At 60.3% G+C, this 21,437-nt stretch carries 15 protein-coding genes and 1 pseudogene; 9 read left to right on the plus strand and 7 right to left on the minus strand.

Annotation, left to right across the window (positions count from 1 at the left end; all coding sequences use genetic code 11):
* Positions 1 to 180 precede the first annotated feature (180 nt).
* Positions 181 to 945, plus strand: a complete 765-nt coding sequence (locus AB5287_RS06045) for a hypothetical protein (RefSeq protein WP_179105944.1) — start codon at positions 181 to 183, stop codon at positions 943 to 945.
* A gap of 70 nt (positions 946 to 1,015) precedes the next feature.
* Here the strand turns inward: AB5287_RS06045 and AB5287_RS06050 are convergent.
* Together AB5287_RS06050 and AB5287_RS06055 are read right to left on the minus strand one after the other, a co-directional pair.
* A pseudogene (locus AB5287_RS06050) lies at positions 1,016 to 1,716 on the minus strand (hypothetical protein).
* A 90-nt stretch (positions 1,717 to 1,806) separates the two neighbouring features.
* A complete protein-coding gene (locus AB5287_RS06055) occupies positions 1,807 to 4,560 on the minus strand; it encodes a phosphoenolpyruvate carboxylase (protein WP_013410488.1) in 2,754 nt (917 codons plus the stop codon).
* A 285-nt stretch (positions 4,561 to 4,845) separates the two neighbouring features.
* On the opposite strand from AB5287_RS06055, the gene AB5287_RS06060 reads away from it, so the two are divergent.
* Both AB5287_RS06060 and AB5287_RS06065 read left to right on the plus strand, forming a co-directional pair.
* On the plus strand, positions 4,846 to 6,759 hold the full coding sequence (locus AB5287_RS06060) for a threonine/serine exporter ThrE family protein (RefSeq protein ID WP_198049982.1): 1,914 nt from the start codon (positions 4,846 to 4,848) through the stop codon (positions 6,757 to 6,759).
* A 230-nt stretch (positions 6,760 to 6,989) separates the two neighbouring features.
* Entirely contained in the window at positions 6,990 to 8,630 is a 1,641-nt protein-coding gene (locus AB5287_RS06065) for a sodium/proline symporter (protein WP_007054550.1), read from the plus strand.
* A gap of 329 nt (positions 8,631 to 8,959) precedes the next feature.
* Here AB5287_RS06065 and AB5287_RS06070 read toward each other — a convergent pair whose 3' ends face one another.
* Positions 8,960 to 9,946: a hypothetical protein gene (locus AB5287_RS06070; RefSeq protein WP_007058012.1), complete on the minus strand. Its 987-nt coding sequence runs from the start codon at positions 9,944 to 9,946 to the stop codon at positions 8,960 to 8,962.
* 253 nt (positions 9,947 to 10,199) lie between these two features.
* On the opposite strand from AB5287_RS06070, the gene AB5287_RS06075 reads away from it, so the two are divergent.
* Positions 10,200 to 11,819 carry an amidohydrolase gene (locus tag AB5287_RS06075; RefSeq protein ID WP_049135237.1) on the plus strand — a complete coding sequence of 540 codons (1,620 nt, stop codon included), beginning with the start codon at positions 10,200 to 10,202 and terminating at the stop codon, positions 11,817 to 11,819.
* Between the two features lie 177 nt (positions 11,820 to 11,996).
* Here AB5287_RS06075 and trpS read toward each other — a convergent pair whose 3' ends face one another.
* Positions 11,997 to 13,088 carry a tryptophan--tRNA ligase gene (trpS, locus tag AB5287_RS06080; RefSeq protein WP_003827911.1) on the minus strand — a complete coding sequence of 364 codons (1,092 nt, stop codon included), beginning with the start codon at positions 13,086 to 13,088 and terminating at the stop codon, positions 11,997 to 11,999.
* A gap of 133 nt (positions 13,089 to 13,221) precedes the next feature.
* On the opposite strand from trpS, the gene AB5287_RS06085 reads away from it, so the two are divergent.
* Positions 13,222 to 13,611: a DUF3073 domain-containing protein gene (locus AB5287_RS06085; RefSeq protein ID WP_007054547.1), complete on the plus strand. Its 390-nt coding sequence runs from the start codon at positions 13,222 to 13,224 to the stop codon at positions 13,609 to 13,611.
* Between the two features lie 105 nt (positions 13,612 to 13,716).
* Here the strand turns inward: AB5287_RS06085 and AB5287_RS06090 are convergent, their stop codons facing one another.
* Positions 13,717 to 14,124 carry a sterol carrier family protein gene (locus AB5287_RS06090; protein WP_022527180.1) on the minus strand — a complete coding sequence of 136 codons (408 nt, stop codon included), beginning with the start codon at positions 14,122 to 14,124 and terminating at the stop codon, positions 13,717 to 13,719.
* A gap of 219 nt (positions 14,125 to 14,343) precedes the next feature.
* On the opposite strand from AB5287_RS06090, the gene AB5287_RS06095 reads away from it, so the two are divergent.
* Positions 14,344 to 16,791, plus strand: coding sequence for a glycogen/starch/alpha-glucan phosphorylase (locus tag AB5287_RS06095; protein WP_007051721.1), 2,448 nt, complete (start codon positions 14,344 to 14,346; stop codon positions 16,789 to 16,791).
* A 213-nt stretch (positions 16,792 to 17,004) separates the two neighbouring features.
* Here AB5287_RS06095 and AB5287_RS06100 read toward each other — a convergent pair whose 3' ends face one another.
* The gene (locus AB5287_RS06100) at positions 17,005 to 17,223 is read right to left on the minus strand and encodes a hypothetical protein (protein ID WP_007054546.1); all 219 of its coding nucleotides are present in this window, start codon (positions 17,221 to 17,223) and stop codon (positions 17,005 to 17,007) included.
* Between the two features lie 197 nt (positions 17,224 to 17,420).
* Between AB5287_RS06100 and AB5287_RS06105 the strand changes: the two genes are divergently transcribed.
* Complete coding sequence (locus AB5287_RS06105; protein WP_007051719.1) at positions 17,421 to 18,173, plus strand: rhomboid family intramembrane serine protease; 753 nt, start codon at positions 17,421 to 17,423, stop codon at positions 18,171 to 18,173.
* Positions 18,174 to 18,819: 646 nt separating this feature from the next.
* Here AB5287_RS06105 and crgA read toward each other — a convergent pair.
* Positions 18,820 to 19,296, minus strand: coding sequence for a cell division protein CrgA (crgA, locus tag AB5287_RS06110; protein ID WP_032742150.1), 477 nt, complete (start codon positions 19,294 to 19,296; stop codon positions 18,820 to 18,822).
* 83 nt (positions 19,297 to 19,379) lie between these two features.
* Between crgA and AB5287_RS06115 the strand changes: the two genes are divergently transcribed.
* Both AB5287_RS06115 and AB5287_RS06120 read left to right on the plus strand, forming a co-directional pair.
* A complete protein-coding gene (locus AB5287_RS06115; RefSeq protein WP_007056838.1) occupies positions 19,380 to 20,180 on the plus strand; it encodes a DUF881 domain-containing protein in 801 nt (266 codons plus the stop codon).
* Positions 20,177 to 21,415 (plus strand): class E sortase, encoded by a 1,239-nt coding sequence (locus AB5287_RS06120; protein ID WP_012472056.1) that lies wholly within the window; start codon positions 20,177 to 20,179, stop codon positions 21,413 to 21,415. Before AB5287_RS06115 ends, AB5287_RS06120 begins: the two co-directional genes overlap by 4 nt.
* Positions 21,416 to 21,437 lie beyond the last annotated feature (22 nt).

Genomic DNA, 21,437 nt, shown 5'->3' on the forward strand with positions numbered 1-21,437 from the left:
CGCCGTCGCCGGCCAGTCTAGGGCCGTGCGACGCGAACGGGGAGGCCCGCGCCGTCAATCGGCACGGAACCTCCCCGTTCATCAAGCGGTCGGACAGCCGCGGATCAGCCCGTGTTCCGCAGGCCGGCGGCGACACCCGAGCAGGAGTGTCACAAAGCCCCTGCCGCTCTGGGTACCCAGGTGGCGGTTTATGAGGACAGCATCGGTCAACTCATCCTGCAATGGCTCCGCAAACCTACGTACTGGTCGGAAGGTAGTTCCGGCACGCAGGCACTATGGCATGCGTACACACCGGAGCCGGTTACTCCCAGCGAATTGGCCTTGTCGCGTCAGGCATGCGGTGTCGCATGTGATGCACAGCCTGTCATCAAAGGCACGCTGCCCAATCGGGACATCGCCCATATGGCTGCCACATCCTTGGGATACTTGACATGGGGCGTTACGAACGATCCAATGGACTATGGTCTCGGTGATCTGGGCGGATGGGCTCTGGATTTGCTGCAGATCTGGGGAAGCTACCTGGCGAATACCCCGAAAGAGGACCTGGCGTCATGGCTGCACACTCATCTCGGCGAGCAAGACGCCCGTATGGGATTCAGTTACAGCGATGTTCTCGCGGACTGTGATGCATGGTTGCTGGCGCAGTCCATGCAGAGCAATTCCTCCGAAAGGTCTTTGTCCACCGCTATGCGGGACATGTTCGCGCAAAGCGAGACGAATCGAATTAAACGGTTCTATCAGTCCCGGTTCAAGGGAAGTGCGGACAACCTGGTCATCGCATTTCGAAAGCTCGTTGATGGAATCGATCTTGGAATATTCGATAACGTATCCGGAAGTAAAAAAGCACTGCTCATTGCGTCACATGCAGACCGACTCCCGAGTCAAGCGGAGGCTGGTATATTGGCATTATCCTATGCTGAATCTCTTGAAAATCCGAACCGTTAATCAATCATGATTGTGATCGCATTGCGTGGAATGATTCAGCCATTCCACGCAATGCGCCTCTGGTAAAACGTCATAGAGTCATTAGAGCGGAAAGTAGCGTTATCACAAGAACGGGAAAGACCATGACCAGCACGAGAAACGATATGATTCCCACAAGGACATGCGAGGCGGAAGAGGAATGATCACGAAGTTCCGGATATACAGATCGCATATATGAACGCACGCCAAAGATGACAAGCGCCGCAATCCAGCAGACTACCCCCATAATCAATACTAAGGTAAGTCTACGTACATACTCAGTTGCCGTAGTTAAATTCATGCACGAAGAGGAAGAGAACGTTAAGACTCTGCAGATTATAGTATCATCATCGCCATTGGCGCCCCATTCCGCCCACAAAATAAGTGCTGGTGAAAGCAGCAGTAATCCCAGCCACCACAGCACGCGTCTGGCCTTGCCCCAAGCCACATAGCATCTACTCGCCTTAAGGAATTTGGTAGCTGCTTTCGGTGCCAAAGCACATTTCTCGCCGGAAAAATTTTCTGACGTATCTTCCAGGCCATGTTTCTTCCCAATGCCATCGGTTGTAGCCGGATTCGCTTTGCAAATGTGGCGTTCGTTTCCGGCATCGCCCTCCGCCTTGATGCCGTCCGTTGGCCCGGTGCTCCCGCGCCCGTCCGCTGGCTTGTCCATGTCCCCTCCGATCTGTCGAGGTGCCCGTTCCGCGCGTCCGTTCTCTGCGCGCCCGCCCGGCGTGCGCCGTCGCCGGCCAGTCTAGGGCCGTATGACGCGAGCGGGGAGGCCCGCGCCGTTTATCGGCACGGAACCTCCCCGCTCGCTTTTCCCGATCGGTCGGCCGGGAATCAGCCCGTGTTCTGCAGGCCCGCGGCGACGCCGGAGACGGTGCACAGGATGAGGTAGATGAATCCTGCCTGTTGGCTTTGCGAGAGCTCTTCCTTGTCCACCTTCTTGCGCAGCGACCTGAGGGCGAGCACCTGGGTGACGGACAGCGCGTCCACGTACGGGGAGCGGATGCGGATGGCCTGGCCGAGCACGTGGCGGTGCTGCAGCGGCCACTTGTCGCCCACGATGGCCAGAACCCACTTGCGGGTGAGCTCCATCTCGTTGAGCACCTTCTCATTGAGGTCCTCGCGGTCGCCGAGGGCAAGGTACATCCTGGCGATGCGCTCATCCGTCTTGGCGATGGACATCTCGATGTTGTCGATGAAGGTGGAGAACAGCGGCCATTCCTCGTAAGCCTGACGCATGGTCTCCAGATCGCCGAACTTCTCGCATGCGGTGCCGAGACCGTACCAGGCGGCCAGGTTGATGCGGGCCTGGGCCCAGGAGAAGATCCACGGAATCGTGCGCAGGTCGTCGAGCGACTTGGCGCCGAGGCCACGCTTGGCCGGGCGGGAGCCGATCGGCAGCAGGCCGATTTCGGTCAGCGGCGTAACGATCGAGAACCACGGGGCAAAGCCGTCGGTGTTCAACAGGTCGAGGAAGCGGTTGTGCGCGGCCTCGTCGAGCTGAGCGGCCATGTCGGCATACTTCTCGGTCATCTCGGTGTTGCGCTTCTCCACGCTCGGCGCGGACTGCAGCAAGGTCGCCGCAGCCACGGACTCGACGTGGCGGATGGCCAGCACCGGGTTGCCGTAACGGGCGAAGATGACCTCGCCCTGCTCGGTGAGCTTGAAGCGGCACTTGACGGAACCGACCGGCTGGGCGAGCACCGCACGGTTGGCGGGGCCGCCGCCACGACCTACGGCGCCGCCACGGCCATGGAACAGGGTCAGATCGATGTCGTGCGACTCAGCCCATTTGGCGATGCGCTCCTGAGCGGAGTGCAGGGCCAGCGTGGCGGAGGTCGGGCCGGCGTCCTTCGAGGAGTCGGAGTAGCCGAGCATGACCTCGAGCTTGTTGCCGGTGGCCTTCAGACGAGCCTGGACCTCGGGGATCTTGATCATTTCCTCGAGCACATCCACCGAGTTCTGCAGATCCTCAAGCTGCTCGAACAGCGGGATCACGTCGATGGTGGGCACGTCCTCCGGGTGAGAGAAGGCCAAGCGGTTGAGCTCGTAGACATCCTTGATGTTCTGGGCACTCTTGGTGAAGGAGATGATGTAGCGGCGGGCGGCCTTGAGGCCGTTGCGCTTCTGGATGGCACCGAGGGCGCGGAAGGTGTCGAGCACCTCGTGCGTCATCGGCTGCAGTTCGCCGCGCTCGCCGTGCAGGCCGTGCTCGCGGATATCCGCAAGGGCGCGGGCGTGCACCACGGAGTGCTGACGGAACTCCATCTCCACCATGTGGAAGCCGAAGGTCTCGGTCTGCCAGATCAGATCCTGCAGCGGGCCGTAAGCGGAACGCTTGGCACCGGCGGCGGCCAGCGAACGCTGGACCACCTTGAGGTCGGCGAGGAAGTCGTCGCAGGAGTGGTACATGAGGTCGGCGTCGCGCTCGATGGTGTAGTGCAGACGGTCGGCCATCACCAGCATGACCGCGCGGTGCATCTCCTTGGTGGAGATCAGGGCGGCCTTGTCGGTCAGACGCTCGCTCATTTCCTTCTGGTGGCTCCAGAGGCTCTTGAGCTCGGCGCTCGGCGGCGTGGTCTCGGCTTCCATCGTGAGGTTGCGGCCCACGGTGCGGGTGGCTTCCTCAAGGGCGGCGATCACGTGATCGGAGAACTTGCGGGCCACGGCGCGGCTCACCTTGGCGGTGACGTTCGGGTTACCGTCGCGGTCGGAGCCGATCCAGCTGCCCGGGTGGAAGAACGCGGGGCAAGCGGGCTCGACGAGACCGGCCTTATCGCCCAGGACCCAGTCGTCGAAGCGACGGTAAACCTTGGGGATGGTGTTGAACAGCGTGTTGTCGAAGATGTCGAGAATCGTGTCCGCTTCCTCAACCGGGGTCGGCTTCTTCAGCGCGATCGGAGAGGTGCGGAACAGGGCGTCGATCTCGTTGTAGAGACGGCGCAGGCATTCCTTCTTATCCGAGCCGCCGAGGCGCTTGTACTCCTCAAGCAATTCGGAAACGCGGCGGATCTTGCCTTCCACGGCCTTACGACGGGCCTCAGTGGGGTGCGCCGTGAAGACGGGGTGGAATTCGAGCTGGTTGAGCAGTTCCTTGGCCTTGGCCGGGCCAGTCTCATTGATGAGCTGGTGGTAGGCGACGGTGAGCTCGTTGATCGGGTCGACCGCCTGGTCAACGGACACGTTGTTCTCGCGCTCGTGGAGCACGGAAACACGGTAGTTCTCCTCGGACAGGTTTGCCAGATGGAAATACGTGGCGAACGCGCGGGCCAGCAGCTGGGCGTCGTGCAACGTCATGTTGTCGATGACGTTCACGGCCTCCTTCAGGCCATCCTGGTCGGGGTTCGGATCCTTCAGCTCGGCGAAATGCTCGGCGCTGGCCTCCACCGCGTAATGACGCACGGTGTCGAACGTAGACAGCAGTTCGGGGTTGTATTCGCCCAGTACGTTACGCAGGATCTCAAGACACAGATCCATGTCGTACTTCAGGCTTTCGGGAAGATCATGCTCCTCCGGGCCCTTTCGGCCGGTCCCGGTAGTGACGATGGCGGCGTCAGCGGGAGTGATCTGTTCTTCAGGTGTTGCCATATAACCTCCTTTGCCGAATAACAGGTTGCTCGGTCTACTGGTCGTCTGCGGCTCCTCCGCAGTTGTTGAGACCAGTCGTTGCGAGCCCACAGCCCATATTCAACGTGGTTGTTGTGTGGGCAATAGTGTATCCCCGCGAAATCGCTTTTTACGTTACGAAGTCCATATAGTGCGCCAAGTTGTCCACCTATAGAGACCGAATATCGGACAGCATATGAGACACTGTCCGATTCGCGGAAGATTTGAGCGCCTTACGATTGCTGGCGGGGAAGGCAGGGAGTAGTAATGAAGGATGTGAGCGAACAGAAGAAAAAAAGTGCGCCCGAAGCGAAAGGCGCAACGGCTGTACGTAAATTCCACACCCACTCCATTCCGCTGGACATGGAAGATATTGCACGCGATTGGGAAAAACCGGTGGTGGACGCCGGTATCGCCGCCAAAGCCAGCGTGATTGTACGGGTCGGCATGCTGGACCTGGGAGCCGGCACCGGCTCCTTCCGCGTGCGTGAGATGATGCACCGCATCGCCTACCCGCTGGGCGTGCACGTACGCGCCGACGTGAACCTGACGGATATCGAGGCCACCTGCACGGATGGTCGTAACCGCATCACCGAAGTCGTGGATTTGCCGACCACCGGCGTGAACACCGAACGTATCTGGCTGCTGGAACATTTCGCCGACTGGTTCTCCGTGAATCTCGGCAAGGGGTCGATGTATCACGTCGATTCGCAACTGTCCGATGGCGTGGTCAAGCATTTGGACGAACGTGACGCTTCGCAGTATTCTGCCGATCTGGCCAAGCGCCTGCGCGAACGTGCCAAGGCCGAGGCTGAGGCGGCCAACGGCAGCGTGGACGAGGCGCTGGATCTTGCGTCGAAAACCAAGGTACTCGTGACCTCCGTGGCCAAGTCCTTGGATGATGACAATGAAGAAGCCCACCGACTTTTGGCGGACAGCGCGGAAGTCACTCCGGTCGAAGACAAAGCGGCCGAAGAGAAGGCCTACGACGATGCCGAAGTGTTTACCGGTGACTCCAATGAGTCGGTTGAATCGGCGAACGCGGCGAATGCCGAGGCGGGCGCTGAGGGCGCGGCGGCGAACGGCGCAACCGCCGAAAGCCCTGCTGCAAGCAGTACGAAGCGCAAGAATCGCGTGCCCAAGGAATACGCCGAACACTTCAACGAGCGCTCCGACGAAGAGAAGGCCAAGGGCGGTATCACCGTGCGGCAGGCGCACGAGCGACTCGATCTGATTGAGCGCCGCAAGCCGCTGTACAAGCCGTGGTTCTCCGGTCTGGCCTCCGCCCTGGCCTGCGCGGCCTTCGTGTTCCTGCTCGGCGGCGGCCCATACGACATGATCGGTGCGTTCGTGGGCGCGGGCCTTGGCCAGTGGATGCGTCGCCGGCTGTTTGCATACCATCTGAACCAGTTCTTCGTCACCTTTGTGTGCGTGGCCGCGGCGGCGCTCGCCTGCACCGGCACCCTGCGACTCATCGGCATTTTCGACCCAGTCGCGCTCTCGCACGATACGGCCTACATTGGCGCCATGCTGTTCGTGATCCCCGGTTTCCCGCTCATCACCGGCGGACTCGACATGGCGAAAATCGACTTCCCCTCGGGCATCCAGCGCGTGGCGTACGTGCTGTGCATCATCCTGATGGCCACGCTGGCAGGCTGGGCCGTGGCCGTGATGGTGCACCTGCACCCGGAAGGCTTTGAACCGCTGGGGCTTGACCCGTGGGTCAACGGATTGCTGCGGTTCGTGGCGGCGTTCGTCGGCGTGTGGGGCTTCTCCGTGCTGTTCAATTCGCCGCAGCGCATGTGCCTGGCCGCCGCCCTGATCGGTGCGATCACGGACACGCTGCGCTTGGAATTGCAGGACTTCAACGTGGCACCCGAGATGGCTACCTTCATCGGCGCGTTCCTGGCGGGCATTCTGGCATCGGCGTGGCGTTCATCCGTGCGACGTGGCTGGCTACCGCCGCACCTCGGCTACCCGCGCATCTGCCTGACCGTGCCGTCGATCGTGATCATGGTGCCCGGTCTGTATATGTACCGTGCCATGTGGTACCTCGGCAGCTTCCAGACCATGAATGCGCTGGACTGGGCGTTCCGTGCGTTCATGGTGATTATCTGTCTGCCGATCGGTTTGGCGATGGCCCGCGTGGTGACCGACAAGTCCTGGCGCTACGACATCTGACCGTCATCTTGGCTCCCCTCAGGTGGGGAGCTCGGATAAAACAGCGTCTCAGTATGGAAACGGTGGAAGGTGCTTGAGCCCTTGTATCCACTACCATCAGGCGAAGTGCGTTGCGGCCGTATTCACGGCTGTGACGGTCTGTATGACGCCGCTCCGGCGTCAATCGCATATCAGCACATAGTTCTGCCATGGCGGTAGCCGCTTGGCGTCATGATTGAGGAGGGGCGCAGTTGGCCAACGATTTCTGGATTCTGCTGGCCATGGTCATCTATTTTGCGGCCATGCTGTCCATCGGATTCATCTACTCCAAACGCTCCAACTCCTCCTCCAAGGAATACTTTGCGGGCGGGCGCGGCGTGGGGCCGTGGCTCACGGCCCTGAGCGCCGAAGCCTCCGACATGAGCGGCTGGCTGCTGATGGGCCTGCCGGGCCTGGCCTACTTCACTGGTGCGGCCGACCCGATGTGGACCGCCGTCGGACTGGCGCTCGGCACCTATCTCAACTGGAAGCTTGTGGCCCGGCGACTGCGCCGCTACTCGGTAGTGACCGACGATGCCATCACCATTCCTGACTTCTTCGCCAAGCGTTTCCATGACAAGAAGGGCGTGATCTCCACCATCGCGGCCGTGATCATCCTGGTGTTCTTCAGCGTGTACGTGGGCAGCTGCTTCGTGACCGTGGGCAAGCTGTTCGCCACGTTGTTCGGTTTCGACTACCACGTCATGATGATCATCGGCGCGGTGGTCGTGTTCGTCTACACCGTGGTGGGCGGCTACTTGTCGGTGGTGATGACCGACTTCATTCAAGGCATGCTCATGTTCTTCGCGCTCGCGGTGGTGTTCATCGGCACCGTGGCCAGCGCGGGCGGTGTCGACAACACCGTGGAATTCCTGCGTGCCATCCCCGGCTACCTGTCCGGCACGCAGGTGGCCGCGCCCAAGCTGGACCCGGCCACCGGCCAGCAGCTCGTCGAGGCGGGCAAGGCCGTGTTCGGCGCGCCCTCCGACTACGGCATCATCACCATCATCTCCATGCTGGCGTGGGGCCTGGGTTACTTCGGTATGCCGCAGGTGCTGGTGCGCTTCCTGTCCATCCGCAGCGTGGAAGAAGTGCGCAAGTCCCGAATCATCGCCACCTCCTGGTGCGTGATTTCGCTGGGTTGCGCAGTGTGCATCGGCTTGGTGGGGCGTGCGATGATGCCCACCGAACTGCTGACCTCCACCGATGCGGAAACCATCTTCATCGTGCTGGCGCAGACCCTGCTGCCGAGCTTCATGTGCGGCGTGGTGGTCTCCGGCATTTTCGCGGCCTCGATGAGCTCCAGCTCCTCGTATCTGATCATCGGCGCTTCGGCCATGGGCGAGAACATCTTCCGCGGGCTGCTGCACCGCAAGGCCACCGACAAGCAGGTCATGATTGTGGCCAGGGTCACGCTGGTGGTCATGTTCCTGTTCGGCATTCTGGTGGCATACGACCAGAACTCGTCGATCTTCCAGGTGGTGTCTTACGCGTGGGCCGGGCTTGGTGCCTCATTCGGCCCGTTGATGCTGTGCTCGCTATACTGGCGTCGCGCCAACAAGGCCGGCGCCGTGGCCGGCATGCTGTCCGGCACGGCGGCCGTGCTGATCTGGCACAACCTCGTCAAGCCCTTGGGCGGCGTATTCGCCATCTATGAGCTGCTGCCGGCGTTCATCATTTCGCTGCTGTTCATCGTGGTGGTTTCGTTGCTGACCGCCAAGCCGAACAAGCGCATGCTCTACGAATTCGACCACTACATGGACGATCCGCTGCCCGGCACCCTGCCGTCCGGCACCGTGCTCGTCGACGAGCCCATGGAAGCCATGGAGTCCGAGGTCCGCAGCGGCAAATGACACGTGCCTGCTGTGCGGTCGGCTCGTATGGCAGAGGAGTGGCTTTTTTGTGGTTCGGCAGGAACCATTGAGGCCAAAACGGACTTCGAGGGGCTGATTTGACGTTCTGGAGAGATCTACTTCCGTTTCAAGGGGCTGATGCCTGAGTAGACGCGGCTCCAAAACGGCGGAATGGCGTTGACGTAAGGGCATTGATACACGTGGTCTACCGGATGATCAGCCCCTTGAAACGGAAGTAGACCTCCGGCGGAGGCCAAATCAGCCCCTTGAAATGGGTTTTGAATACCGTAGCGCGGTGCGGACGGTGCGGACTGACTCTACCGGGCTTATTATTCCTGCGTCGTCGGAATAATTGGCAGCAGAGGCTCGAATTTCAGCCGTTTGTACAGTGGAATACGGCGTAGCTTTCGGACATCGCTAATTTGCTGGGTAGTTTGCCGCATCGTGAGCTGGACCGTTTTGCCCGTAACCTCCTGTATCCTTTCGGCAACTCTTCGGGCAAGGGCCTCTTCTCCCGCTTCGTCGCCAATATCTAATTTGGTGACTTGAATGTACTTCCAGCCAGCATCTTCGATCATCTGGCGGCGTCTCGCGTCATTCAGCCATTGCCCGGCATGATGAGAGCCTTCGTATTCGATACATATCTTGAATTCAGGGTATGCAAGATCGAGATATATGGGTCTGGTGTTGTTTCCTACGAATATTGGATAATTCACCTGCGGGCAATTCAGACCGTATTTCAAGAGAACCAAACGAGTTCGTGTTTCCATGGAGGAATCTGTGCCCGCGCGCGCCAAAAGTAGGGCGCGACGGCATTTGTTATACCCGCGGAACAAATACGAATTGGTGCCATTCTCTTTGTCGGCTCGCACCTGGGCCTCGGCCTCATCGAGATACAGAGAAAGGGCGTCGATGGTTGTTCTGCAGAGCCTTCGATCTCGTCGCATCATGGAATCAGCGAGAACGATGAGTTCTTCAAGTTCGAGATACGTGGAGAACATGGCCCATGTGCAAGCTGGTGAAGTGCATGTGAATTGTCCCTCGATTATGACCGTGTCTAGTGGAAAAGGCCATACAACCACTTTGACCCCCACAATGTGCCGTTTGTCATTGGCGTGTGGAACCGCAACAATGGTTGTAGTTGCAAGGCCTCTGTGTTTGCTTGATATGCGGGGTACTTCAATTGACAAAAGCTCCAACGCTGTTGTCAGGGCATAGGGTGGGCGCCATGCGCTTCGTCGTTGAACATCTGCGCACGTCTGCATTCGTTGGTACTTCTGCATTGTCAGCTCGGTCAATGCCGTTGAGCTACCCATGATGATCACCCCTTCGTGATGTTCGCTTTGTCCTCGCAGTGTAGAGTCCGGCTACCGGCCCTGTCTACCGCCCCAATTTTTCGGTGGATAAATGTGGATAAGTCGGTGGATAAACTATGGGTGTTCATCGCAGTTGCAGGCCATCCCGCAATTACATGGAACGTAGGGGTTTGCAGGCAGCCAGCGGGAATCGCCGTCGACGGCGCGATTCAACTTGGACGAATCTCCATGGCGTTCATGCAAAGGTGGCATGATGGCCGGTATGAGTAGCTTGGTGCGTATTGTCAATGCCGGTGTTCCGGGGTCTCAGGACCGCGTGGATGTGGTGCTTCGCGATGGGGTTGTTGCGTCTGTCGGCCCTGCTGGAACGGTCTCGGCTTCGGACAGCACGATGCAGACTAAGGCGCATACGACATCGTTGGAATACGCGACGAATGCCATTGCTTCTGGCAGCGTCTCAATCCCAACGTCGGCCGCCGCACCCGCCGACGAAACCACCATCGACGCCGACGGCCTGTGGGTTATTCCCGGCCTGTGGGACTGCCACACGCACTTCACGCAATGGGCTAAGACGCTGGGCCGACTGGACCTCATCAATGCCCGTTCCGCCGCCGAAGCGATGGACATGTTGCGCCGTCATCTGGATGAGCGCCGCGCCGCCGACACGCTTGACCCAGATGCCTTCGTGGTGGGCATGCGATTCCGTCACTCGCTGTGGGCCGACGACGAGCAGCCCACACTGGCCGCAATTGACGCCGTGACCGGCGAACAGCCGGTGGCCCTCTCCAGCGCGGACATGCACTGCGGATGGGTGAATTCCGCCGCGGCCCGCAGGCTTGGCGTACATGTGGACGAATCCGGTCTGGTCGGTGAACTCGAATGGTTCAACGCCTACACCGCCTTCGACAAGGCGCCGGGCGCTGCTGAAGAGACTGACCGTCTGCTGCGCGAGGCCGAACAGGACGCCGCAAGCAAGGGCGTGGTGGGCATCCGCGATTATGAAATGGCCGAAAACATCGATACATGGATCAATCGTTTCGCGGCCGGCATTAACGGTTTGCGCGTGGACGCCGGTGTATACCCCGAGCGGTTGCGAGCCGCCATTGACGCGGGTTGGCATACCGGCAAGGAATTGCCGGGCAGCGCCGGGCTTGGCCATGTGGGCGCCATGAAGCTCATCTCGGACGGATCGCTCAACACCCGCTCCGCCTACTGCTCCACGCCGTATTCGGGCATCGAGCCGCTGACGTATGGCACGCTGAGCTACACGCCGCAGCAAATCGAAGACTATATGCGCCTAGCCACCGAGCATGGCTTCGACATTGCCTGCCACGCCATTGGCGACGAAGCGAACACCATTGCGCTCAACGCAGTCGCCGCCACGCACGCACATGGATCGATCGAGCATGCGCAGATGCTCAAACCCGTCGATATCCCGCGTTTCGCCGAGCTGGGGCTCACGGCCAGCATCCAGCCGCAGCACGCCATGGATGACCGCGACGTCATCACCCGTTTCTGGGCCAACCCGGCCGGCATCCCTTATCCGTTCAGGGCCCTCCACGACGCCGGTACCACGCTGCGCATGGGCTCGGATGCGCCCGTGGCCCCGCTGGACCCGTGGCTGGCCATTTCCGCCGCCGTGCTCGGCACCGAAAGCTCTGACCGCGAGCCGTTCCAGCCCGAGCAGTGCCTCGATGTGCATACCTCGCTGGCAGCCTCGACCGCCACTGGCCGTGACCGCCTTGCATCCGGCGACCCGGCCGATATGGTGTTGTTGGACGCCGACCCATACGCCGCCGATACTCCGGAAGCCATGCGCGCTATGCCGCAACACGTCGTAATGACATTGCTGTGCGGGGAGCGTACGTATTGATGCAAGCCATCGGCATGAAGTGACCAGAGGTCCGTCTTGATAGCCGCGTTGCACGGAAAAACAAGAAATCCGCCCCTCGAAGTGAAGATAGGACACAGCAGACGCCGCAATACAAAAACGCCGTGTCAGTTGCCCAGTTGGGGCTGACACGGCGTCTTGCTACGAGCGGCGGGAAAATCAGTACTTCATGCCCATGGCCTCGCGCACCTGGTCGAGGGTCTCCTCGGCGATGGCGTTGGCGCGCTTGTTGCCGTCGTGCAGGATGTCACGAATGGAATCCATGTCCTTGGCCAGCTCGGCGCGGCGCTCGCGGTGCGGGGCCAGGAACTCGTTGACTGATTCGATGACGTATGCCTTGAGCGCGCCGGCGCCGGAATCACCGATCTCCTCGGCGATGTCCTTCGGGTCGCGGCCGGTCACCAGGCCGGCGGTGGTCAGCAGGGCGGAGACCTGCGGGCGGGCAACCGGGTCGAAGGTGATGCGGCGCTCGGAATCGGTCGGGCTCTTCTTGATGAGCTTGGCGGTTTCCTCGGCGGTGGCGCCCAGCATGATGGAGTTGCCGTACGACTTGCTCATCTTGCGGCCGTCGAGACCCGGAATCTCCGGTGCCTCAGACAGAATGGCGGCCGGCTCCGGGAACACCGGGTTCTTCTTGGCGTAACGCTCGTTGAAACGGCGGGCGATGGTGCGCGTGATTTCCACGTGCGGCAGGTTGTCCTTGCCGATCGGCACGACATTGGCCTTGCAGAAGAGGATGTCGCACGCCTGATGCACCGGGTAGGTGAGCAGCAGACCGGTCAGCGCGTGGCCGGACGCCTCCATCTCGGACTTCACGGTCGGGTTGCGGTGCAGCTCGGCCTCGGTGACCAAGGACAGGAACGGCAGCAGTAGCTGGTTCTCGGCCGGCACGGCGGAGTGGGTGAACATCATGGTCTTGTTCGGATCGATGCCGGCGGCCATGTAGTCGAGCACCAGGTTCAGCACGTTGTCTTGGATGTGCTCGGTGGTGTCGCGGTCGGTGATCACCTGGTAGTCGGCGATGATGATGTTCGTGTTGACGCCGCGCTCCTGCATGGCGACACGCTCACGGATCGAGCCGAAGTAGTGGCCGAGGTGCAGCCGGCCGGTCGGGCGGTCGCCGGTCAACATGGTGAAGGACGACGGCTTGGCCTCCAGCTTGGCGAGCGTTTCGTCCGAACGCTTTTTGGCCGCGAGGAAGCTCGCGCTCATCTCATTGCCTGCCGCTGTCAGTTGCTGCTCGTCGGTCATGCGAAAATCCTTTGAATATGCCCTAAATAAACGCTTTTTATGGTAAAAGTGTGAGCCGACAACGAACAAGCCACTATTAGTGGTACTCTCTATTGTTGATGAATCGAACAGCACAGTAATCGCAGGGGGTCAGATGGGCCGCGGACGTCAAAAAGCAAAACAGCAGAAAATTGCCCGAAAGCTCAAGTACCTGACCACCGATACCGACTACGATGAGCTGGCAAAAGAGCTGAGCGAGCAGGAGCCGGGAATGGGCTCTCCTGACCCGTTCGCCGACATCGATGACCAGTATGCGGACAAGGATGTGGATTCCGCTGCTGATGACCACGCTTCCGGTGCCGCCGAGGCAGCTCCCGCTACGCAGGAGGATGACCTCGACGAGTACGCCAAGTGGGCTGCCGAAGCCGCCGCAAAGGCGACCAGCGGCGAGTTCCCGGCCTCCGCGCCTGCCGCACCGAAGCCGGCCCCGCGCAAGCCGATTCCGATGCCCATGCCTTCCGCGCTCAAGCCCAAGAAGAGCTGAACGCCGGTCTTCTCGTAATAATCCCCTTGTGCTTGGTTGAGCACAAGGGGATTTGTGGTTATGGCTGATGGTGCCGCCGCTGGTGGCTTACTTACGCTTCGCGCCTCACAGCGGCAGCAGGTCGCTCAGGTCGTCGCGCTCGCCGACCGCGCTGATGTGGCCGGCGTCCTTTTCCTCTGCCCATGTGGTGATGCCGCAGGCCAGCCGCAGCCAGACTTCCGGGTCCAGCTCGATGACGTCCGGCGGGGTCAGGTTATGCGGGTCCGATTCCGGGCCGTCCAAGATTTTGACCGCCCCCCACGGCGCGACACGCACCTCCACGCCAGGGCCGGGTGCGCGCCGCTCCAGCAGAAACAGCGAGTAGCGCACGGCCATCGCCCACACCGGGCGTGGCAAGACAGGGGAGACGGTCAGACGATGTGGTGTGTTGTCCGCCAGCTCCCGGGCCGCGGCACGCCATTGCACCAGCGCGTCATGCCCGCGTTTCAGGTCTTTTTCAAGAATTACTGCCATGTATCCCATCATGGCACCGGAGCCGGAAGATCTTCCATAATGCAAACGATGGCATACGGTGTGATGCGGAATATCGGGGCATGTGCTACGCTCTAAATGAGAACGTATGCAAGAACGCTCCGCCATCGTCGTTACGGAGAGTTCATGCTTACGTTTGTGCGACGATACCTATCGCGCGGCATAATTAACACGGGCACTTATCCCGGAAGGAAAGTCAGAATGACCGAAATCACCGCACCGAAGTCTCCTGTCACGGCGGAACAATTCGCCGACGAGATTCGTGAACAACTGAAATACACTCAGAACGTCACCACCGAGCAGGCTACCCCTGCTGACGTGTATGTCGCCGCATCCAAGGCCGTGCGCAACCACCTTGCCGACTCCTGGTTCAAGACCCAGGCCGACACCGTGAACGGCAACACCAAGGCCGTCGGCTACCTGTCCGCAGAATTCCTGATGGGTAAGCAGCTGCGCAACGCGCTGCTCAACGCCGGTCTGACCGAGCAGTTCGACAAGGCCGTGGAAGCCCTCGGCTTCAAGGTCCAGGACGTCGTCGACGCCGAATACGAGCCGGGCCTCGGCAACGGCGGCCTCGGCCGTCTGGCCGCCTGCTTCATCGACTCCCTCGCCTCGCTGGGCGTGCCGGCCTTCGGCTACGGCATCCAGTACAAGTACGGCATCTTCAAGCAGGAGTTCGACAAGGACGGCAAGCAGGTCGAAACCCCGGACTACTGGCTGGCCAACGAAGAGCCGTGGGGCCACATCGACTACAACCGCGACCAGAAGGTTTCCTTCGGCGGCAAGGTCGTCGAGAACGCCGACGGCACCAAGACCTGGCAGCCCGCATGGTCCGTGCGCGCCGTGCCGGTGGACTACCTGGTCCCCGGCTACAAGTCCGGCCGCGTGAACACCCTGCGCCTGTGGAGCGCCAAGAGCTACGACGAGTTCGATCTGCTCGCCTTCAACCGCTCCGAGTACATGGAAGCCGTGACCCCGCAGGTCAAGGCCGAGAACATCTCCAAGATTCTCTACCCGGAAGACTCCACCAAGGTCGGCAAGGAACTGCGCCTTGAGCAGCAGTACTTCTTCGTCTCCGCCTCCCTGCACGACGCCATCCGCGTCTTCTACCCGGGCCAGGACAAGCCGGATCTGACGACTTTCCCGAACAAGATCGTCTTCCAGCTCAACGACACCCACCCGGTGATCGGCATCCCCGAGCTCATGCGCATCCTCATCGATGAGTACGGCTACGACTGGGATACCGCGTGGTCCATCACCACCAAGACCTTCAACTACACCTGCCACACCCTGCTGCCGGAGGCCCTTGAGGTCTGGCCGGCCAGCCTGATCGGCGAGCTGCTGCCGCGTCACCTTGAGATCATCGAGAAGATCAACGCGCAGTTCGAGGACGAGCTCAAGTCCAAGGGCGTCGACAAGAACACCATCAAGGACATGGCCATCTACACTGGCGACGCCGTGCGCATGGCCTACTTGGCCACCTACGGCGGCTCCCACGTCAACGGCGTGGCCGAGCTGCACTCCCAGCTCCTGAAGGACGTCACCCTCAAGAACTTCTCCGACGTCTACCCGGACAAGTTCACCAACGTGACCAACGGCGTGACTCCGCGTCGCTTCGTCAAGCTCGCCAACCCGCGCCTGTCCGACCTCATCACCGAGGGCCTCGGCACCGACAAGTGGCTCTCCGACCTGGAGATGCTCAAGGGCCTCGAGCCGCTGGCCAAGGACGATGAATTCGTCAAGAAGTTCGCCGCCGTCAAGAAGGCCAACAAGGTCGACTTCGCCGCCTACGCCAAGCGCGAGTACGGCTTCGAGCTCGACCCGAACACCATGTTCAACACCATGGTTAAGCGCCTGCACGAGTACAAGCGCCAGTCCCTGAAGATCCTGTCCGTCATCTCCACCTACGCCGACATCAAGTCCGGCAAGGTCAAGGCCGAGGACGTCACCCCGCGCACCGTGTTCTTCGGTGCCAAGGCCGCCCCGGGCTACTACCTGGCCAAGATGACCATCCAGCTCATCAACAACGTCTCCCGCGTGGTCAACAACGATCCGGACGTCAAGGGCAAGCTGGCCGTGTACTTCCCGTGGAACTACAATGTGCGCCTCGCCCAGCACCTGATTCCCGCCACCGACCTCGACGAGCAGATCTCGCAGGCCGGCAAGGAGGCCTCGGGTACCGGCAACATGAAGTTCGCCCTCAACGGCGCGATGACCGTCGGTACGCTCGATGGCGCGAACGTCGAGATCCGTGAGCGCGTCGGCGCCGAGAACTTCTTCCTGTTCGGCATGACCGTCGACGAGGTCGAGAAGAAGTACGCCGAGGGCTACAATCCCGCCTCCTACTACGAGGCCGACCCGCGCCTGAAGCACGCCATCGATATGGTGGCCGACGGCACCTTCTCCAACGGCGACCGCAACGCCTACTCCCCGCTCGTGGCCGACTGGCTGACCAAGGACTGGTTCATGACCTTGGCCGACTTCTCCGCCTACATGGACATCCAGTCCGAGATCGAGGCCCTCTACGCTGATGAGCTCGAATGGAACCGCAAGGCCCTGCTCAACGTGGCCAACTCCGGCTACTTCAGCTCCGACCGCTCCATGGAAGACTATTTGGAACGTATCTGGCACACTGCTCCTCTGGCCTGACGGCCGCCGGAGCGGCGCGCCAGCTACGTGCTGGTTTCTACCTCGCGGCTGTCGCCGCTCGGCGTCGCCTACGGGAAGCCCACCGGGCTTCCCGCTTAACGGCTCCGCGTATCTGGCACACTGCTCCTCTGGCCTGACGGCCGCCGGAGCATAAGAAGCCCCGCAACCGACATCCATCGGTTGCGGGGCTTCTTGCGTTGAAAGACCGCCCTATCAGGCTTCGGCCGGGGCGGCTTTCGCCTCGTCATCGGCCTCATCCTCGGCCTTATTCAGACCTAGGTCGACCGGCGAGGAGCTGTTCTCCCACGGCTCCTCCCACGGATCGTAATCCGGGTTCTGCTGCTTGTAGATGTACAGGCCAACAAGCGCGGCGAGCAATCCGCCGAACAGCAGCGCGAAGAACTTCCAACCGTTAGAAGACTTGTTCTCCATGACGGCTCCTTTCCCTAGGGATCGTCTGGTCGGTATGCCCATTCAGACCGACTCTGCTCCCTATTCTAGGCCGCTGTTTGTGACGATTGGGTGGAATGACATTCGTGGGCGATTCATCCGCGCCCGTCTGCCCTTGGCCGGCTCGGCATCTTCGCGGCGCGTGGAACGCATCCGAGACCTTCGATACAGTGGGCTGCATGCATATTCCTACACAACGGGAGATTCGATACCAGTGGGAGCGCGGTGGTCCGGTGATGACCTGGGCGCTGATTGTTGCGTGCGTGGCAGTGTGGCTACTGGAGGTATTGTTGGGATTTATTGCCCCGGGCCTGAGGGCTTGGTTGATGTACCTCGGCATGGCGGCTCCGGTCAGACTGGTGGCTGAGCCGTGGACGCTCATCACCTCGATGTTCCTGCATGCGCCGAACTCGCTATTGCATATCCTGTTCAACATGATTGCTCTGTATTCCGTGGGCCCAGTGCTGGAACGAATGATCGGCCACTGGCGGTTCTTGGGACTGTATGTGATTTCCGGCCTTGGCGGCTCCTTGGGACTTATGGTGTGGGCTGCGGTGGCTCCGGGAGGCATCGGCTGGCAGATGGCAGCCTATGGGGCTTCTGGAGCCTTATTTGGCCTGTTTGCATCATTGCTGGTGGTATATCGCCGTATCGGCGCCGATATCCGCTCCATGTTGATCTGGATGGCGGTGAACTTCGCCTTGCCGTTCGTGGTCGGTGGCGTGGCGTGGCAGGCGCATGTCGGCGGCTTTGTAGTGGGTGGAATACTCACATGGCTGCTGGTGGGTGGTGTGCCGGCGTGGCGCGGTAAAAGCCTGAAATGGCGCATGCAGGTGTACGGCTGGGCCATGGTGGTGCTGGTCATTGCGTTGATTCTGTTGTGCAATATGGCCAATCCTTACGGGTGGATGAGTTTCGGCTCCCTGCACTGATATGGCTTGATATGGCTGTAAAAAAAAACGATTGATGCCGGGTATTGCGGAACATGCAGTGCCCGGCATCAATGTATGTGCGGAAAGCGACGATGTGGATATTAGCGATGTGGATATCGTCGTTCGGCGAGTGGGTGTGTGCCGTATGAAGATATCCACAGTAATGAGATGCGCGCAATGACGAGTTATCCACGATAATGAGTTATCCACAATGGTGACTTGTGCACAAGTGTGTAGAAAAGTGCATAAGACTGTGGATAACTTATGTGGATAAGTTAGGAATGCCGCGGTATTATTGGGTTTGTTGCAGTGGATAACTCGGGTGTATAACTGTTCCCTCGCTGTGGCGATGTATGCCAAGCCAAAGTTATGCACGAGATATACACCGAGAAACGCCGCTTATCCACCACTTATCCACATGGTTTTCCACATTCGGTGGAAAACTACATGGGTGTAATTCATCCACAGGCTGTGGATAACGTAGTGGATAAGTCGTGGATAAGTGGTGGATAGCTGTGGATGAACAGGCTAAGGCACGAAAAAGGCCGACCTCCGCATACGGGAGGTCGGCCTTTCTCATAAGAACTAAGAACAACCTAACGATAGAAAAACGATCTACCGATAGATAAGCGCAACGAGCCGGAACTCAGCGCCATCCCATCGTCATCAGGAATCCGATCATGATCAGGGCGAAACCGATGCCGAGGTTCCACGCACCGATGTTTGGAATCGGCCAGGAGCCGGACGGGGAGAGGTAGTACACCACGCACCAAATCAGGCCGATGATCATAAGCGCGCAGAACAGCGGCACGAACCAACGCGGGTTCGACTTGGTGCCCTTAATGGTTTCTTCAACGCGCTTGGTGTTCTCCGCCTGGCGGTTCATCATACGCTGCATCTGCGGGGTCAGCGTGGCCTTATCGGCAGTGGCGTTGAGCACGGCCTGCACCTGCTCCATATTCACGCCGTAAGCCGCGCCTTCCTCGGCAGAAGCGTTCTCTGCGTTCTGCTCGGTGTCTTTGCTGGCGGTCTCGTCAGCAACGGTGCTGGATGAGGTCTCGCTCTGCCAGTCCTTCTGGTTGTTCGAGTCGGTTTCGTGCAGCTCTTCGTCAGCCATCAGCATAGTCTCCATTCAATAGGCTAAAAGTCATAATAGTGGCTACACTCGAAAGCGGCGACCAGAGTCGGCAAGAAGACAGGAAATTCATGGCCAGACATGTAGGTAAGCACGGTGCACGGCACTCCCTATGGGGTGGTGTCGCGGTATTCGTCGTCATTGCCTTGACCGGTTTTCTGCTGAGCACCAACGTGAGGGTCAATCGTACGGTTGCCGTCACCAACGATACGGCTGATCTGGTGGAGCAAGGCGTGGACGAGGTCAACCAGCTGCAGCAGGACGTCAGCGATCTGACCGAACAGGTCGCCAATCTTACGGACGCGCTCAAGGCCGATGGCACCGATGGCACCGACAGCACACAGAACCAAGGCAAGGACTCCAGCAATGTGGATTCCAGCCTGATGCTGCCCGCGCTCAGCGGCAGCGGCGTAACGGTAACGCTGGATGATTCTCCGTTGTGGGAGAACGCAGTCAACAACAACGGCACGACCGCCAATATCAACGATTACGTGATCCACCAGCAGGACGTCGAATCGGTGGTGAATGCCTTGTGGGCCGGCGGTGCCGATGCGCTGATGATTATGGATCAGCGGGTGCTGTTCAATTCGGCGGTCATCTGTTCCGGCAACGTGCTGTCGTTGCACGGTAAGAAATACTCGCCGCCGTTCACCATTTCCGCGATTGGTGACCCGCAAAGACTTCGCGCAGCGTTGAACGACTCCGAAGCCATTACCATTCTTAAGCAATATGTGACCGCGTTTGGCATTGGCTACAAGGTGGAGAATGCCGAGGACCTTCAGTTCCCCGCTACCGCCGCCTTGCTGCAGCAGTTGAAATATGCCACGGTCGATACGTCAAAGACCACAGATGAGGAGCAGACTCAGCAATGAGACACGGCAGGCACAACAGCGGCGTACCGGCGCCCATTGATCTCGCGTCCGTGTCGGACGTACAGCCCTTCCCCGAGGACGATGCCGCACGAATGGCGGCAGACCCGGCCAACGCCAGTAGGGCAAGGTCCCGTCGTGCCGCAGTACGCGGCGCGTCTTCGCCCCAGCGGAGCCCGGTCTGGCAGGCACTCGGCATCTGCGCCGAACTGCTGATTACCGCTGCCGTGATTTGCGCCCTGTACATCGTCTGGCAGATGTGGTGGACCGGTGTCGAGGCGGAGCGAGCCCAGAACGAAACCACCCAGTCCGTCGACTGGAGCGACCCCAGCAACAACGGGGGAACGGTCACCATCGCCAAAGCCCAGGAGGGCGATGCGCCGGTACAGCCGAAAGACGCGAAATATGGCGACTTGATTGCGCAGATCTACATTCCGCGCTTCGGCTCCCAATGGCACCGCAACATCGTGGAAGGCACCACGCTCGAGCAGCTCAATCGCCACGGTCTGGGCCATTACGACACCACCCAGATGCCGGGGCAGGTCGGCAACTTCGCCGTCGCCGGCCACCGCAACGGCTACGGGCAGCCGTTGGGCGATGTGGACAAGTTGCAGGAAGGCGATCCCATCATCGTTCGTACCAAGGATTACTGGTACGTCTACCACTACACCCGGTACGAGATTGTGCTGCCCACGGACGTGCATGTGATCGCCCCCAATCCGGAAGACTCCACTGCCAATCCCACCAAACGCATGATCACACTGACCACCTGTGAGCCGAAATACTCCACCCCCACCCATCGATGGATCAGCTATGGTGAGTTGGCGTACTGGGCCAAAGTGTCCGACGGTGTGCCCAAAGAGCTGGCTACTACTGATTCGTCCGGTGCAGTGATGTTCTCCACCACCGAAACCCCCTCGATCGCTTCCCGCATTGGCTCGCTGGACAAGGTGGTATTCGGCGCGCTGGTAGTGTGGCTGGTTCTGTTCATTGCCGCTGCGGTGGCATGGCGCTGGCCGGTGCTGCGCGAGATTCGCGCGGGTGAGCGTCGCCGTCCGGATGCCAGCATCTATGGCGGACTGTTGCGTCTGCAGCCCGGCGTGGCACCGATTCGATGGTTGCTGCTGGCTCTGCTGCTGTTCGCAGCCGCCGCGGCGCTGTTCCAGTGGGGATTCCCTTGGGCCGCCGCCAATATCCCATTCCTACAGCAGATGTCGAACTTCGTGGCAGCGAGCTGACGGCATCCTAGTACTATGGCTT

Source organism: Bifidobacterium sp. RTP21102st3_E2_RTP21102_210122, from assembly GCF_040916945.1.
Lineage (GTDB): Bacteria > Actinomycetota > Actinomycetes > Actinomycetales > Bifidobacteriaceae > Bifidobacterium > Bifidobacterium longum.

Excerpts from the sequence above, each read along its gene's own strand:
- AB5287_RS06095 (WP_007051721.1), top strand. The coding sequence starts at position 14,344 with ATGACCGAAATCACCGCACCGAAGTCTCCTGTCACGGCGGAACAATTC.
- AB5287_RS06120 (WP_012472056.1), top strand. The coding sequence starts at position 20,177 with ATGAGACACGGCAGGCACAACAGCGGCGTACCGGCGCCCATTGATCTC.
- AB5287_RS06090 (WP_022527180.1), bottom strand. The coding sequence starts at position 14,124 with ATGGCAGTAATTCTTGAAAAAGACCTGAAACGCGGGCATGACGCGCTG.
- trpS (WP_003827911.1), bottom strand. The coding sequence starts at position 13,088 with ATGACCGACGAGCAGCAACTGACAGCGGCAGGCAATGAGATGAGCGCG.
- AB5287_RS06060 (WP_198049982.1), top strand. The coding sequence starts at position 4,846 with ATGAAGGATGTGAGCGAACAGAAGAAAAAAAGTGCGCCCGAAGCGAAA.
- AB5287_RS06115 (WP_007056838.1), top strand. The coding sequence starts at position 19,380 with ATGGCCAGACATGTAGGTAAGCACGGTGCACGGCACTCCCTATGGGGT.
- AB5287_RS06085 (WP_007054547.1), top strand. The coding sequence starts at position 13,222 with ATGGGCCGCGGACGTCAAAAAGCAAAACAGCAGAAAATTGCCCGAAAG.
- AB5287_RS06075 (WP_049135237.1), top strand. The coding sequence starts at position 10,200 with ATGGCCGGTATGAGTAGCTTGGTGCGTATTGTCAATGCCGGTGTTCCG.
- AB5287_RS06100 (WP_007054546.1), bottom strand. The coding sequence starts at position 17,223 with ATGGAGAACAAGTCTTCTAACGGTTGGAAGTTCTTCGCGCTGCTGTTC.
- AB5287_RS06070 (WP_007058012.1), bottom strand. The coding sequence starts at position 9,946 with ATGGGTAGCTCAACGGCATTGACCGAGCTGACAATGCAGAAGTACCAA.
- AB5287_RS06055 (WP_013410488.1), bottom strand. The coding sequence starts at position 4,560 with ATGGCAACACCTGAAGAACAGATCACTCCCGCTGACGCCGCCATCGTC.
- AB5287_RS06105 (WP_007051719.1), top strand. The coding sequence starts at position 17,421 with ATGCATATTCCTACACAACGGGAGATTCGATACCAGTGGGAGCGCGGT.
- crgA (WP_032742150.1), bottom strand. The coding sequence starts at position 19,296 with ATGCTGATGGCTGACGAAGAGCTGCACGAAACCGACTCGAACAACCAG.